The organism is Gilvimarinus xylanilyticus (assembly GCF_024195295.1).
GTDB lineage: Bacteria > Pseudomonadota > Gammaproteobacteria > Pseudomonadales > Cellvibrionaceae > Gilvimarinus > Gilvimarinus xylanilyticus.
In genome coordinates this window covers 1,826,456-1,840,937 of sequence record NZ_JAMFTH010000001.1, presented here as the reverse complement: position 1 = coordinate 1,840,937, position 14,482 = coordinate 1,826,456, and the positions used below count along the sequence as shown (strand labels likewise).

Here is a 14,482-nt window from a genome sequence, read left to right as displayed (position 1 = left end):
GTCAATCGGCCTTCTCTGGAGCGTCGCTGACCGTGTGAGTGATCACAGAGTCGAGGTGACGCGGCAATTTGATTACGATTTGCGCTCCGCGCTGGGTCGACGGGTTGGCGGGGCTGATAATATCCAGATTGCCGCCGTGATCGTCGATAATGCTGTACACCATGGCAAGCCCCAGGCCCGTGCCTTCGCCGGGATCCTTGGTGGTGAAAAAGGGCTCTAGAATTTGGTCTAGGTATTCCGGGTCTATGCCTTCGCCCTCATCGGTGACCGTGAGGGTGATGTCGTTGTCGTCCTCGTCGCTTGCTAGCATAACACGACCTTTGGGCTCGCTGGCATCCCGGGCGTTAGACAAGAGGTTGATAAACACTTGGATAAGCTGCTGTAAATCGCCCGCGACAATCGCGTTGGGGGCGATGTCGTTGTCGAAGAATACCTCGGTTTTGTCTTTTTGCAGCGACAGCAGGGCGATGGCCTCGGCGGCGCAGTCGCGCAGGGCCACTGCTTCATAGGCGCTTTTTTTATTGCGCCCACTATGGGAGTAGCTGACCAGAGAGTGAACAATGCGGGTAACCCGGTCGGTCTGGCTGAGAATCTGCTCGGCGGTTTCCAGTACGTCGGGGTTTTCCGACTCGTAGCGCAGGTTTTGACACAGACAGGCGATCCCGGTAATGGGGTTGCCGATTTCGTGGGCGACCCCCGCCGCCAACCGGCCTACCGACGCGAGGCGTTCGGAGTGGATTAGCTCTTGTTCCAGCAGCTGGGTTTCGGTCACGTCTTCCAGCAAAATAACCTGATCCTCCTGGCTGGCGGTGGAGCCGCGTCGGCCGCTGATGGGACCCTCAATGGCCGCCTTGTGCAGGCTGATCCAGTGGGGGCGGTTATTCAGGGTGATTTCGTGGCGATATAGGTGGGCGTCTTCACCGCCCGAGAAATTCCCCAGCAGCTCGCACCAGGGCTCGACCAGATTGTCCAGGTGCGAGCCGAGTATGTCGTCGGCGGCAATCCCGGTTAATTTTTCCATCGCGCGGTTCCACATCAAAATCTCTTTGTCGCGACCCAGTGAGCAAACCGCCATCGGCAGCTCCTGCAGGGTTTTGCGGTGGTACAGGCGCAGGTTGTTCAGCTCAGCTGACAGACCAGTCAGGTGGCTGCGATATTGCGATAGGCGGTTTTCAATCAGGTTGATGTCCACCGTGTCGCGGGCCTCGGCCAGCTTGTAGGGCAGGTGGTTGTCCATAATTTCGCCCGCCACGTGAATCCCCATCAGCCCCGAGAGGTTGGCCTCCAGTTGGTCGCGCAGGCGTCGCAGCGCATAGGGGCGGCGCTCGGACACTCTAAGGCCCAATTGACGCAGCGCCAGGTCGACCTCGCGGCTGGCGGTGACCTTGCCCAGGGGCTTAGACAGGCGGGTTTTAAACTCGGATGCCGAGTGCACATCCAGCGCCTGGCGTACCGGGTGGGAGAGTTCATCGGCCGCGCACAGCTCGGCGCTGTAGGCCTCCTCTTCGGTTTGCCGGGTCAAAAGCGATACGCCGATAAAAATCAGGGTGTTGAGCCCCAGAGAAATGACCGTAATTTCACTCCAGCGACTGATGCCCACGCTGAGTGAGCCATCGCCAAAGGGTACGGAAATTTGCTCAAGCCCCGTGAGTAGCGGAATTAACAGCCCCACCATCCAAACTAAAGTTCCGGCGGTCAGCCCCGCAATCACCCCGCGGCGGTTGCCACGCGCCCAGAAGACGATGGCAAAAATACCCGGTACAAATTGCAGGGTTTCGATAAACGCCACCAGGGCCAGGTGAAACAGGCTCTGGCGATTGTCGAGCATCCAGTAAAAGAAGTAGCTCCCCACAAAGAGCGCGGCGATCACCGCACGCCTGAGCCACACCAGCTGCGAGTAAATATCCTGACGGCGGCGCAGGCGTAAAAACGGCAGCAGCCAGTGGTTCATCACCATGGTGGACAGGGCCAGGGTGATCACCACCATGGCGCCGGTAGAGGCCGACAGGCCCCCGATAAACGCCAGCACCGTGAGGCTGGGGGACTCGGTCAGAATGGGTACGCCCAGAGTGAAGTATTGTGCGGGCAAGGGTACAGACAGCTCAAACCCGGCCCACAGAATAGGGAATATGGGCAGCGCCAAAAACAACAAAAACAGCGGAAATGCCCAGGTTACCGTGCGGGTGTTACGCAAAATGGGGTTCTCTGCCACACCCATATGAAAAATATGGGGCATGGTGACCGCCGTGGCGACAAACACTAACAGCAAGGTGTGCGAGGCGCCGTCGCGAATCGGCGAGTGCAGCAGGGCGAGGTTTTCCGGGTTGCGCTCCAGCCACTGGTCCAGGCCGCTAAAGCCATCGAAAACGCCGTAGACCGCCACCAGGCCGATGGCGCACAGGGCAAACACCTTGAGCAGCGATTCGAAGGCCATGGCGGTAATCAGGCCGCGGTGGCGTTCGCGGTTAGACCCAAATAAAACCGTAAACAGTGCCAGAATGCCGCAGTAGGTGAGGGCCATTAGGTCTTTAAAGGTGAGCCCGGTGCCCACTAAGGGAATCGCCGGATCGCGGCTGACCGTGAGAATATGCATGGTATCGGCAATGGCCTGAATCTGCAGGGCCATGAGCGGCAAAATGCCCAGCAGCATACACAGGGTGGTCAGCGCGCCTATGCCGTGGCTGTGGTAGCGAAACACCAATAAATCGGCGAGCGAGTGCACCTGGTGACGGCGCGCCAGCTCGGTGATAGGCTCCAGCGCCACCGGGGCAAACAAAAACAGCGCCCCGGTGCCCAGGTAGTAAGCCAGGGCGCCATAGCCAAACTGAAAGGCCAGGTCGATTACCCCATAAAAGGCCCAGGCACTGGCAAAAATGCCCAGCGACAGAATATAGGTAAGTGGGTGTTCGGTGAGTCGCTTGGGCAGCCAGCCCCGCTCGGTAATGGTGGCAATACCGAAAATCAGCAGCAGATAGCCCAGGCAGATGAGGGCGACGTGGGTCAGTTCAAATGTCATGAGGGCTTCTTACGTGCCTGCACGGCGTAGGCGATGACAATCACCAGCACCCACATAATGTAGGGGCGGTACCAGGCGCCCTCGGGATTCACAATCCAGGTAAACAGGGTGGGAGAAAAAATATAGGCGATCAGCAACAACAGGATCACCAGGCGCTGGTTGTTCATGAATCTTCCACAGTTTTTGATAAAGAGGCGCCGACCAATAGGTCGCGTCGCCAGTGTTGAACGGCCCAAGGCAAAATTTCAGTGGGAGGGCTATGGGCCAGCTCCCGAGGGGGATTTTGCCTTAGAAACACCAGTGCCTGCCACAGGTTTGCCCCCGCGGCGTCGTTATTTAACGCCGGCGCCTGGTTCTGCTTACTGAACTTGCGCCCGTCCGGCCCGCAGGCGATGGGTACATGGGCGTATTGCGGTGGTGTTTGCTGCAGTATCTCAAAAAAACGAATCTGGCGCGCGGTCACAGGCAAAAGATCGCTGCCGCGCACTACATGGGTAACGCCCTGGTGAATATCGTCCGCCACCACCGCAAGCTGGTAGCCAAACAAGCCGTCTTTGCGTCTGACCACGGCATCGCCCACCTCGCGCGCCAGGTTTTGCGTTTGTTCGCCCGCCAGTAGGTCTTTAAAGGTCAGGGTGTCGGGCAGTTGTCCACGGGCGCCTGGCAGGTCGTACAGCTTTAAGCGCCAAGCGCAATCGGAGGTGCTTGCCGGCGAATGTAGGCGGCAATGGCCGTTGTAAACCCCGCCCATGGCCTTAATGTCTTTGCGGGTGCAGTTGCAGGGGTATATCAGCGCTTGCTGGGCCAATTGTTCCAACAGCTCTCGGTAAGCTTGAGAGCGTGTACTCTGCCACAAGGCCTCGCCATCCCAGAGCAAGCCGTGGGCTTCCAAGGTTTGCAGAATAAGGCGGTCGGCGCCCGGCTGTTCGCGCGGCGGGTCGATATCGTCAATGCGCACCAGCCAGCGGCCGTTGTGGTGGCGGGCATCCAGGTAGCTCGCCAGGGCGGCGACGAGAGAGCCAAAGTGCAAAGGGCCGGACGGCGAGGGCGCAAAGCGGCCGGTGTAGGGGGAGGTTGGTAACACCACAGGGAAAACGGGCCGGGGCGAGCCCGGCCGTTAATCGGGAGCGATTAGCCGCCGATTTGTTTTTCTTTAATTTCGTCCAGGGTTTTGCAGTCCACGCACAGGGTGGCGGTGGGACGCGCTTCCAGACGACGAATGCCGATTTCTACGCCGCAGGCGTCGCAAAAGCCGTAGTCTTCGTTTTCGATCAGCTCTAGGGTGCTGTCAATTTTTTTAATCAGCTTGCGCTCACGATCGCGGGTGCGCAGCTCCAGGCTAAACTCTTCCTCCTGGCTGGCGCGGTCTGCTGGGTCGGGGAAGTTGGCCGCTTCGTCTTTCATGTGCGTTACGGTGCGGTCGACTTCTTCCATCAACTCTCTACGCCAGGCTAATAGCAGCTTTTGGAAATGCTCCAGCTGATTTTCATTCATGTACTCCTCACCCTTCTTTTCTTTGTAGGGTGCAAAGGTGCGCAGCGTATAGCTTTCGGCTTGAGCTGAACTGTTGGGCATAGGGAAACGCCTCTCATCTCCTGAAGAACCTGGCAGACTTTGTCTGACAGCTTACTGGTTACTGTCGCGTCGTCACGACGCTTCGCCAATTTTCCTGTGCCGCCTAAGGTCGGTACCGGCGGAAGGAAAGCGAAGCTACCAGATTCGTTAAAGCCGTTCCAGTATTTTTTGCAGATTTGTGTCCGGTGGTTGGCCTGTGGGCTTTATAATGATCCATTTGGGGGCAGAAAAGGCTTATGAAAGCAGTTAAACCCTGGCAAAAGGGTGTTTTGGTCAAACGTTATAAGCGTTTTTTGGCGGATATTATCGATGCCGAGGGACAGGCGTTGACGATTCACTGCCCCAATACCGGCTCGATGCGCGAGTGCATCAGCGAGGGCTCGCCCTGCTGGTATTCCCACTCTGACAGCAAAACCCGTAAATACCCCCACACCTGGGAGGTAGCCACCACGCCCAGCGGTCACTGGGCGGGTATCAATACCGGGCGCGCCAATCATTTGGTGCGCGAAGCCCTGGATGCCGGGCTGATTGAACCTCTGGCGGACTATTCGCAAATACAGGCCGAGGTGAAATACGGCGCCGAAAAATCGCGCATTGATTTTTTGCTCTCCGGCAATGGTCCCGACTGTTATGTCGAGGTTAAGAGCGTAACGCTAATGGAGGCGCCGGGAGAGGGGCTGTTTCCCGATGCGGTGAGTGCGCGCGGCACCAAGCACCTGCGCGAGCTGATAAGCATGGTAGAGCAGGGCCACCGGGCGGTATTGTTGTTTTGCGTGCAGCACACAGGTATCGAGCGCGTTAGCCCGGCGGATCACCTTGACCCGGCCTACGGTAAGACCCTGCGTGAGGCCGCTCATGCCGGGGTAGAGGTACTCGCCTACGGCGCCCGAATCGATCCCGAAAACAGTGAAATTGCTCTGGATCGCGCCCTGCCGGTGTTGCTTTAGGGTTTCAGGTAAATACCGCCGTCACGTTCCGTCACCGCTATGGGTATCAGCGATTGGCCGTTACAGGGCCCGCTGATGCACAGGCCGTCTTCGATGGTAAACAGGGCGCCGTGGTTGGCGCACTGGATTAGGCTGGTGTCGGCGGTTAAAAAATCGTGCTCGCGCCACTCTAGCGGGATGGCAACATGGGGGCATAGATTGCGATAGGCGTATACCTGCCCTTTTTTGCGCACCAGCAATAGGTTAACGGCCTCTAAGCGATAGCCTCGACTGGTGTCGTCGGTGAGGTCACTGCTCGCGCAAATATAAGTGGGTTCGGTCATAGCTGCGGCTCGGCCAGGGTGACTTGAGTCTGCTTAACCCGGCCGTTGCGCACATATTGAACGGTGAGCGTATCGCCCGGCTCGTGCTGCTCTAACAGGGTTAGAAATTCATCCTGATTGGGGGTAGGAGTCTCGTTGAGGGCGATAATAATATCCCCTAGTTCTACCCGTCCCCAAGAGCCTCGGCGTGCGCCAATTAGCCCTGCTTTCGCCGCGGGCAGCCCTGGCGCCACATGCAACAGGGGTACGCCATCTACGCCGGCGCGTCTGGCCCAGTAGGCGGGGGCAAACTCTACCCCAAATACCGGGCGAATCAGGCGGCCGTGCTCGATTAGCTGGGGCACAATCTCTTTGACTATGTTCACCGGAATAGCAAAGCCAATACCGGCACTGGCGCCACTGGGGCTGTAAATCATGGTGTTGACGCCGATCAGCTCGCCCTTGGAATTAAGCAGCGGGCCGCCAGAGTTGCCCGGGTTAATCGCGGCATCGGTTTGAATCACATTGCGGATTTTACGCTGGTTGGGCGCCTCTATTTCGCGTCCCAGGGCGCTGACCACACCGGTGGTAAGAGTGGCGTCCAGACCAAAAGGATTGCCAATGGCCAGCACCTTTCGGCCCACCGCCAATTGATCCGAGTCGCCCATGGGCAGGGCGTGAAGCTTGTTTTTGGGTGCCTTAATCTTTAACACCGCCAAGTCTTTGTCGGGCGCCAAGCCCACCACCTCGGCGGGCCAGCTGGATTGATCGGGCAGGGTAATAGAGACCTGCTGCGCCCCTTCGACCACATGGAAGTTGGTGACCACATGGCCATCCTCGCTCCAGATAAAACCAGTGCCTGCCCCGTTGGGAATAGAAAGCAGATCAAACGAACGGCGGTCGCGCACCACCTGCAGGCGATTGACGTAGACCACCGAGGGGCTGGCAAACTCGAAGATCTCAATGGTGTTGCGTTCATCGTCAGTGGCAAACTCAGGGACGGCGGCATGGGCGCCCAGGGTGAGCGCCCATGCCAGCAGTCCGGCCAGTAACACACTTGCGGGTAAAGCTTTTCTCATAGGCCCTGACGCAGCGTGTTGATTCGTTGTTCTAGCGGCGGGTGGCTGGCAAACAGCTTACCCAGCGACTGCTGGAAACCGCTGGAGATGCCAAACGCCTGCATACTTTTGGGCATGGGGCTGGGAGCGCCGGCCTGACTTTCGGCTTGCAGCCGTTGCAGAGCGCGAATCATCCCCTCGCGGCTGGCGAGGGTAGCGCCGGCGGCATCAGCCCGGTATTCGCGATAGCGCGAAAAGGCCATGACGATCATGGTGGCGAGAAAACCCAGGATAATTTCGGCGACAATCGTGACAATATAGTAGCCAATGCCCACACCGCGTTCGGTTTTAAACACCACCTTGTCCACGGTGTGGCCAATAATACGGGCCAGGAACATCACAAAGGTGTTCACCACCCCTTGAATCAGGGTCAGGGTTACCATATCGCCATTGGCCACATGGCCGATCTCGTGCGCCATCACCGCCCGGGCTTCTTCGCGGTCAAAGCGTTGCAGTAACCCTGCACTTACTGCGACCAGTGCATTGTTTTTGTTCCAGCCAGTGGCAAACGCATTGGCTTGATTAGCGGGAAAAATTCCCACCTCGGGCATACCGATACCGGCTTTTTGCGACAAGTCTTTAACGGTTTCCATCAGCCAGCGTTCGTCGGCGGTGCGCGGATTGGTAATCAGCTGAACACCGGTGGTGCGCTTGGCCATAAACTTGGACAAAAACAGCGAAATAAAGGCGCCGGAGAAGCCGAATACGGCGCAGAAAATCAGCAGGCTGGTTAGATTCAGTCCGGTGCCAGACTCATTGAGAATCTGGTCAACGCCCAGCAGATTAAGGGTTAAGCTCGCCAGGGCCAGCACGCCCAGGTTGGTTAGTAAAAACAGGCCAATTCGCATCACGGTTAGGGACTCCTCAGGTTTACCGCTGTATCGACCGATATATGCCATCGGTTGGCGATATTTCAATAGGGGAGGAGAGCAAAAGAAAAATGGCCGCCCGCAGGCGGCCCAAGCAACCGTGATTAGCCAAGGCACCGAGGTGCCTTTGGTTTTACCCTTGTGGGGCAAAACCGGAGGAGAAGATCAGACAATTGACTTGCAGGAAAATTGACCGACCCCTGGGCACTTGCCGCAGCAAATGTCGCCAGTGATGTAACGATAATTATTATCATTACGGTTGTCAACAGTGACTTGGGTTTTTCTTGCGGGTAAGTGGGAATTGGCGTTTAAACAACGCCATATCGCCACCCGAGCTCAGGCGGGTGGTCTGACAAACCGTTGCGTGTGATACGGGGCGTTGTAAACGGAGCTGCTGTTTGCCAGACGTTTGCGCAGCCGTGCTGCAAACGCCCGTCGTTAGGAGAGAGTTAGGCTTCGTGGCTTGCCAGTTGTTCGTTTAGCTGTTTGATTTTTTGCGCCATCTCCTCGATCAGGCCGATGCAAATGTGCGGTTGGTGCTCGACCAGCTCAATAAACTCTTCTTTATGTACCGTCAGCACCGTGCAGTCAGTGTTGGCTACGACGCTGGCGATGCGCTTTTGCCCCGTAAACACGGCCAGGGCGCCGAAGATTTCATCGCTGTGAATTTCGCCTACCACCACGCCATTGCATACGGCGTGGGCGCGGCCTTCCAGCAGGGTGTACACCAAGTCGGCCTCGTCCCCTTCGGCAATAATGGTCTCGCCGGGGGCAAAGCGCAGGAAGCCGGCGTGGGGTTGATACTCCTGGCGCATTTCCTGCGCCAGCGCTTGCTGGAGCCAGCTTGTTTGCGAAAGTAAAAAATAGCTCCACAGTTTCTGGCGTTTTTCGTCGCGACAGACATGGGCAATAAAGGTATCGCGCTCAAGGGGCTGAAGGGTGAGCGCGTCGGTACTGGAATAGGTTCCATCGGGTAAGCTGAGCATGCGCGACAAACCCAGAATGTCGCCCGGACCATAGATCAGTGTCAGCTTTCCGGAAATACGGTAATGCACCTGGCCGCTGGTTACTTGCAGTAGCTGGGTGGGCGAGGTGCCGGCAAATAAATCGTCGCTGCCTGCGAGGGTAATAGGCTCGCCTTCGGGAGTGAAATCCTCTGTCAGACTGTGACTGATTTGGGTGATTTTTTGCCCCAGCTCCGCCAGGGCCTCAAATTCATTCGAGGCTAAATGCATTGTGCCTATCTCTGTTATAAGGCCGACGGGGCCATTGATCGATCAGGGCGCCGACTGCAATGCTTCGACGCCGTCACTACTATAGCAGGATGGGCAATTGCGACTCTACGGCTTTACTTATTATTTTAGCGAGCCTCTGAGCGAATTCTCAGAGGCGCCCGAGCAACGCCCACTTGTCAGGCGCTTTGGGTTACCGATCTTTCGGCTTCGGCCACCAGCTCGGCTTTCATATCTGGAGGCAAGTCGTTCCAATGCACATCCATAAGCGCGCCCTGCAGGGCGTAAAGCATCACTTTTGAAACATTGATGTCGCGTTCTTTAATGCGCTGGTAAGCACCCACGGCGCCAATGGTTTTGAGGTCTTGATAATTGTTGATTCCGATGGCGCGAAGAATATTGACCGAGGCCATCCCAAGGTTTTTTAGCTGCAGCAATTCACTTTGCTCAATACCCATACCTTAAGACTCCATTTGTTGTTATGTTACGGCTTATTATTGTTCGAGGGCTATAATTGGCGTCCGTTTATAGCCACGGGTTATATTACAGTCTTAACTCGATACTGCAAACACTTGCTGGTCATTTTGTGGGCGACCCGAGCTAAACATGCACCAGCGCACATTGGCGCGAGGCTAAAGAGGGTTTATGAGCGAAGATCCACCGGTAACCGAGCGTCAAGCCCTGGGCTTGGACGATGCTCATCTGGTGACCTTGGCGGGGAGCGTAAAATTGCATCCCCAGACGCTGACCGCGTTTACGCGTCTGCGCGAGGCTTGTGTTCGCACCGGCTGTGACCTAGCGGTGGCCAGTGGTTATCGCAGCTTTGATCGTCAGTTGGCGATTTTTAATGCCAAGGCCCGAGGCGAGCGCGCGGTGCTGGATGATCGGGGCTGTAAAGTGGATATGCAGGCTTTATCCCAGCGTGAGCAATTATTTGCGATACTGCGCTATTCGGCGCTACCCGGTGCCTCGCGCCATCATTGGGGCACTGATATGGATGTCTTTGACCCTGCCGCTATGCCCGAAGATTACCGCTTGCAGCTAACCCCCGCCGAGTGCGTGCCCGAGGGGGTATTCGGGCGGTTACACGCTCAGTTGGACATCGATTTGCCGGACACCGAGTTTTACCGCCCCTATCAGTTCGATTACGGTGCCATCGCCCCCGAGCCCTGGCATCTCAGCTATCGCCCTTTAGCCCGTCGCTACGCCCAGGTGTTAACTCGGGATCTGTTAGGTGATTGTCTCAGTAAGACAGATATAGCGCTTAAAGCGGTCGTGCTGAATTACCTGGACGATATTTACCGTCAGTACGTACTCTTGGAGCCCGCTCATGTCGTCCGCTAAACCCAAGCAGTTAGCCCTGCTGACTGATCGCCACTTTTACCCCCTTTTCTGGACCCAGTTTGGCGGCGCCTTTAACGATAATTTTTATAAAAGCGCTTTGATGATGCTGTTTACCTACAGTGGCGTGAGCCTCTGGGGGCAGGGGGTAGACGTCCTCAACAATGTAGTGGCGGCCTGTTTGATCGTGCCCTTTTTGTTTTTTGCACCCCTAGTGGGGCAGTTTGCCGATCGCCTGGATAAAGCCATGCTGGCGCGACTGATCAAGTTGGGCGAGGTGGCCGTTATGCTATTGGGGGGCGTCGCTTTTTATCTGCAAAGCCCCGCGCTTTTGCTGCTGGTGGTGTTGGGCACGGGGATTCAGTCAGCCTGTTTTAGTCCGGTTAAATATTCACTGGTGCCCCAGCTGGTACAGCCCGCCCAGTTAACCGCTGCCAATGGCGTGCTGCATTCGGGCACCTCGCTGGCGGTCTTTTGCGGTTTAATTGCCGGCACCGTGGTTATGCAATTTGACAGTGGTGGCGTGGTGGTCGGAGTCGGGGGCGTGCTAATCGCCCTGGGCGGTTGGTACAGCAGCCGTTTTATTGAGCCGGCCCCGGCGGCGCTCAATGCGCCGCCGCTAATGCGTAATCCGCTGCGTCAGTTTGCACGCAGCTTTGTTTACGCGCGCGAATCCCGGGTCGTGTTTTCCAGCATTTTGGCCTTTTCGTGGTATTGGTTTTTGGGCTCGGTTTATCTGACCCAGCTGCCCAATTTTACCCGCGAATTGCTCGCGGGCGAGGGCAGTGTGGTGACCTGTTTGCTGGTGGCTTTCTTGCTGGGGGTGTGCAGCGGGGCGCTGGCTTGTCATCGTCTTAGTCGGGCAAAAGTTGATCCCGCAGTGGTCCTGTTGGGTGGAGCTTTAATTGCTGTGTTCTCCGCCGATTTGGCGTTTGCCGGCCAACAGTTTGCCGCGCAGTATTCTGCCGGTGGCGAGCTTTTCGGCTTGGCAGAGCAGCTGCAGCGGCCCCTGTTTGGGCGGATCGTTCTGGATGTGTTGCTGTTAGGCGTGGCCGGGGGGCTCTATTCGGTTCCCCTGCAGGCCATGATGCAACAGCAGTCGCTTCCTGAGTATCGCGGTCAGATTATCGGGGTTAACAATGTTATGAATGCTTTATTTATGATGGCTTCTGCCGTCAGTGCGATTGTTTTTCTGGGTAAGCTGGACTTTACAATTCCACACTTTTTTCTCCTAACGACTGTTTTGCACTCGGTCATAATAGTTTTGCTACTGGTGTTTGAGCCGGTATTTTTACAGCGCTTGCGAGAGCGAGTTGGGGTAAAACGCAAACTATAGAGTCGGTCGTTATGTTGGTTATTTTTGATTGCGATGGCGTGCTGGTGGAAACCGAAACCCTGGGCGCCGAAGTATTACGCGATTGCCTGGCGCCTTTAGGGGTGCAGGTGAATGTGGCAGAGGTGTTTGCCCTGTTTCGCGGCAAATCCATTGCGGTGTGCGCCGAGCAGGTAGCGGCACTGATTGCCGATAACGAGCCCTATTGCAGCTGGCCCGAGGCCGAGCGGTTAGATTTTGCCGAACAGTTTTGGGCCCGGGTGCAGGATGAAACCCTGCGCGCTTTTGAGCGCGGCGTGGAGCCCATTCCCGGTATTAAACCAGTGCTTGAGCATTTGCAAAATACAGGGACTGAATTTTGTGTCGCCTCTAACGGCCGCCACGAGAAAATGCAGTTATCGCTGACTCAATCCGGCCTGATAGAATTTTTCCCGCGTCACCGTTTTAGCGCTACCGATGTCAGCGAGGGCAAGCCGGCGCCGGATCTTTTTTTGCTGGCCGCCAAAACTTTAGGCTATGCGCCAAGTGAATGTGTCGTCGTCGAGGATTCACCCAGCGGCGCACGCGCGGCGCGTTTAGCGGGCATGCAATTGTTTGCCTATTGCCCGCCCGAGACCGATTCGCGCACCCGTCAGGCGCTGGCCCGCGAGGGGGCCGAACTGATCGGGCAGATGCATGAACTGTGCGATAAAATATGAGAATATGCGCGCTTCGTTGATTCCTTGAATGGGAGACAGTTCTTGCCCGAACCGGTAGAAGCCCCCCACATTATTTGGCAAACCATTCGCCAAGAGGCCCAGGCGCTGGCGCAAGGTGAGCCTGCGCTCGCCAGTTTTTATCACGCCAGTATTCTCAATCACCGCAGTTTGGCCGATACCATTAGTTATCATCTGGCAAGCTTGCTGGATTCCCAGGCGCTGCCGGCGATGTCGTTGCGCGAAGTGTTCAGTGCGGCCATGGCGGCGGATGCGCATATCGAGCTATCGCTGTGTCGTGATATCGAAGCCTATTGCGAGCGCGACCCCGCCTGTAATCAGTATCTGATGCCCCTGTTGTATTTTAAGGGCTTTCACGCGCTGCAATCTTATCGCTTTGCCCACTGGCTGTGGGGCCAGGGGCGGCACTGTCTGGCACTGTATTTACAAAACCGCATTTCCCAGACCTTTGGTGTGGATATTCATCCGGCCGCGCGCATTGGCTGCGGCATTATGATCGACCATGCCACGGGTGTGGTGATTGGCGAAACGGCGGTGGTGGGCGACGATGTTTCCATGCTGCACGCGGTAAGTTTGGGGGGCAGTGGCAACAGCAAAGGCGATCGTCACCCTAAAATTGGGCGCGGCGTGCTAATCAGCGCCGGGGCCAAAATACTGGGTAATATTGAGATAGGCGAGTACGCCAAGATTGGCGCTGGCAGTGTGGTGTTAGAGGCGGTGCCGCCCCACTCGACGGCGGTGGGGGTGCCAGCTGTCGTGATCGGTCGCGCCCAATCCAGCAAGCCGGCGGCGGATATGAATCACTCAATCGACTGAGTATTCAGTGGTAGTGATCATCGCTGCCGGTCAGGCAGGCGAGCACCTCGGTACGGGTTTGGAGCATTAAACGGTAAGCCGCAAGCAGTTGGTCATTGGCGTGGGGTTGTTGCTCAAGGGCGTGGATTTTATCGGTCAAATGGGCAATATCCCGCTCCACTCGCTGTAGCACCGAAACCCGGATGGGGTCTTGTGGCAGAGTTTTGGCCGCTTGTTGCATATGCTGCCCTCGCTTCCTGATTGCTCTTATTGGGGCCATTCAGTATGGCCCTAGGTGGGGTCGCTATCCAGATCGTTTTGTCACATTAACTCGGTGCGAGCTTGTGATTTTGGTATGAGCCAGAGTTGCCGGGCTCTGGCACTAAGCGTTGCGGTGTAAGCTCGTGCTAAGATAGGTAAAAGCAACCCTATTCGTAGCGACCCGAGGGAAGGCGATGGATGATAACAACCCACAATTCGATCTGGTTTTTCGCGGCGATATTGTATTGGGCGCCAACTTGGTTGAGGTCAAACAGCGTCTGCAGCAGCTGTTTAAGGCCGATGCGCAGAAAATAGAAGCGCTGTTTAGCGGTCGTCCAGTAGCGGTAAAGCGCGGTCTGGATAAGCCCACCGCGCAAAAGTACCAACAAGTATTGCGCAAGGCCGGGGCCGAGGTGGCCGTGGTTTCGGCAGCAGACCGTGCTAAGCCTAAAGCCGCTGCACCACGGCAGCGCGGATTATCCCTGGCGCCTGTAGGGGTAAGTTTGCTGCGCGCTACCGAGCGAAGCCGCACTGAGCCGGTCGATCTTGATTTGGCGGCTTACACCTTGCGCCCGGCGGAAGGGCCGCTGTTGGATCAAGCCGAGCGGCGCACCCAGGCGGCGCCTGAGGTAGCTGTGCCTAGTTTTGACGTGGCGCCAGCGGGCGAGAATATGTTGCCCGAGGACGCCCGCCACGATCTGCCCCTGCCCGAGCTTGAGGTGGATGATTGGGGACTTTCGGAGCCAGGCGCGGATTTGCTCTCGCCCCAAGAGCGCCGGGAGGCGCCGTCTGTGGCGGTAGCCGAGTTAGAGGCAGAGTTAGCCCCCGCCGGTGCTGATTTGGGACAGCTAAAAGATGAGAAAACGCCGGTCCAACCGGATATCAGTGGGCTGAGTTTGCAGTAGTCGTCCGCACAAAACTCCAGGCACAAAAAAGGCGGCCGCAGCCGCCTTCATTCTAATCCCAAAGAGACATCG

At 56.9% G+C, this 14,482-nt stretch carries 16 protein-coding genes; 6 read left to right on the top strand and 10 right to left on the bottom strand.

What is annotated here, in order from left to right; translation table 11 throughout:
• Window position 1 precedes the first annotated feature (1 nt).
• The 4 genes from M6D89_RS08045 to dksA are packed head-to-tail and all read right to left on the bottom strand — an operon-like array spanning window position 2 to window position 4,591.
• Entirely contained in the window at window positions 2-3,016 is a 3,015-nt protein-coding gene (locus M6D89_RS08045) for an ATP-binding protein (protein ID WP_253967498.1), read from the bottom strand.
• Entirely contained in the window at window positions 3,013-3,183 is a 171-nt protein-coding gene (locus M6D89_RS08040) for a hypothetical protein (protein ID WP_253967497.1), read from the bottom strand. The genes M6D89_RS08045 and M6D89_RS08040 overlap by 4 nt, the downstream gene beginning before the upstream one ends.
• Window positions 3,180-4,103 carry a tRNA glutamyl-Q(34) synthetase GluQRS gene (gene gluQRS / locus M6D89_RS08035; RefSeq protein ID WP_253967496.1) on the bottom strand — a complete coding sequence of 308 codons (924 nt, stop codon included), beginning with the start codon at window positions 4,101-4,103 and terminating at the stop codon, window positions 3,180-3,182. Before gluQRS ends, M6D89_RS08040 begins: the two co-directional genes overlap by 4 nt.
• A 44-nt stretch (window positions 4,104-4,147) precedes the next feature.
• Entirely contained in the window at window positions 4,148-4,591 is a 444-nt protein-coding gene (gene dksA / locus M6D89_RS08030) for an RNA polymerase-binding protein DksA (RefSeq protein WP_253967495.1), read from the bottom strand.
• A gap of 236 nt (window positions 4,592-4,827) precedes the next feature.
• Here dksA and sfsA point away from each other — a divergent pair, with 236 nt between their 5' ends.
• Entirely contained in the window at window positions 4,828-5,538 is a 711-nt protein-coding gene (gene sfsA / locus M6D89_RS08025; RefSeq protein ID WP_253967494.1) for a DNA/RNA nuclease SfsA, read from the top strand.
• Here the strand turns inward: sfsA and M6D89_RS08020 are convergent.
• From M6D89_RS08020 to M6D89_RS08000, 5 genes are all read right to left on the bottom strand, one after another.
• A complete protein-coding gene (locus tag M6D89_RS08020; RefSeq protein WP_253967493.1) occupies window positions 5,535-5,861 on the bottom strand; it encodes a Rieske (2Fe-2S) protein in 327 nt (108 codons plus the stop codon). The genes sfsA and M6D89_RS08020 overlap by 4 nt on opposite strands.
• Window positions 5,858-6,919, bottom strand: a complete 1,062-nt coding sequence (locus M6D89_RS08015; RefSeq protein ID WP_253967492.1) for a S1C family serine protease — start codon at window positions 6,917-6,919, stop codon at window positions 5,858-5,860. Before M6D89_RS08015 ends, M6D89_RS08020 begins: the two co-directional genes overlap by 4 nt.
• Window positions 6,916-7,809 carry a protease HtpX gene (htpX, locus tag M6D89_RS08010; RefSeq protein WP_418930342.1) on the bottom strand — a complete coding sequence of 298 codons (894 nt, stop codon included), beginning with the start codon at window positions 7,807-7,809 and terminating at the stop codon, window positions 6,916-6,918. The genes M6D89_RS08015 and htpX overlap by 4 nt, the downstream gene beginning before the upstream one ends.
• A gap of 467 nt (window positions 7,810-8,276) precedes the next feature.
• Window positions 8,277-9,062, bottom strand: coding sequence for a Crp/Fnr family transcriptional regulator (locus M6D89_RS08005; protein WP_253967491.1), 786 nt, complete (start codon window positions 9,060-9,062; stop codon window positions 8,277-8,279).
• 176 nt (window positions 9,063-9,238) lie between these two features.
• Entirely contained in the window at window positions 9,239-9,517 is a 279-nt protein-coding gene (locus tag M6D89_RS08000) for a TfoX/Sxy family protein (RefSeq protein ID WP_253967490.1), read from the bottom strand.
• 187 nt (window positions 9,518-9,704) lie between these two features.
• Between M6D89_RS08000 and M6D89_RS07995 the strand changes: the two genes are divergently transcribed.
• From M6D89_RS07995 to cysE, 4 genes are read left to right on the top strand one after another with little or no spacing between them, the layout of a single operon-like run.
• Entirely contained in the window at window positions 9,705-10,403 is a 699-nt protein-coding gene (locus M6D89_RS07995) for a M15 family metallopeptidase (RefSeq protein WP_253967489.1), read from the top strand.
• Entirely contained in the window at window positions 10,390-11,736 is a 1,347-nt protein-coding gene (locus tag M6D89_RS07990; RefSeq protein WP_253967488.1) for an MFS transporter, read from the top strand. Before M6D89_RS07995 ends, M6D89_RS07990 begins: the two co-directional genes overlap by 14 nt.
• 11 nt (window positions 11,737-11,747) lie before the next feature.
• Window positions 11,748-12,431 (top strand): HAD family hydrolase, encoded by a 684-nt coding sequence (locus tag M6D89_RS07985; RefSeq protein WP_253967487.1) that lies wholly within the window; start codon window positions 11,748-11,750, stop codon window positions 12,429-12,431.
• A 42-nt stretch (window positions 12,432-12,473) separates the two neighbouring features.
• On the top strand, window positions 12,474-13,265 hold the full coding sequence (gene cysE, locus M6D89_RS07980) for a serine O-acetyltransferase (protein WP_253967486.1): 792 nt from the start codon (window positions 12,474-12,476) through the stop codon (window positions 13,263-13,265).
• A gap of 4 nt (window positions 13,266-13,269) precedes the next feature.
• Here cysE and M6D89_RS07975 read toward each other — a convergent pair whose 3' ends face one another.
• Complete coding sequence (locus M6D89_RS07975; protein ID WP_253967485.1) at window positions 13,270-13,485, bottom strand: hypothetical protein; 216 nt, start codon at window positions 13,483-13,485, stop codon at window positions 13,270-13,272.
• A gap of 214 nt (window positions 13,486-13,699) precedes the next feature.
• Between M6D89_RS07975 and M6D89_RS07970 the strand changes: the two genes are divergently transcribed.
• Window positions 13,700-14,410: a hypothetical protein gene (locus M6D89_RS07970; RefSeq protein WP_253967484.1), complete on the top strand. Its 711-nt coding sequence runs from the start codon at window positions 13,700-13,702 to the stop codon at window positions 14,408-14,410.
• The last annotated feature ends 72 nt before the right edge of the window (window positions 14,411-14,482 follow it).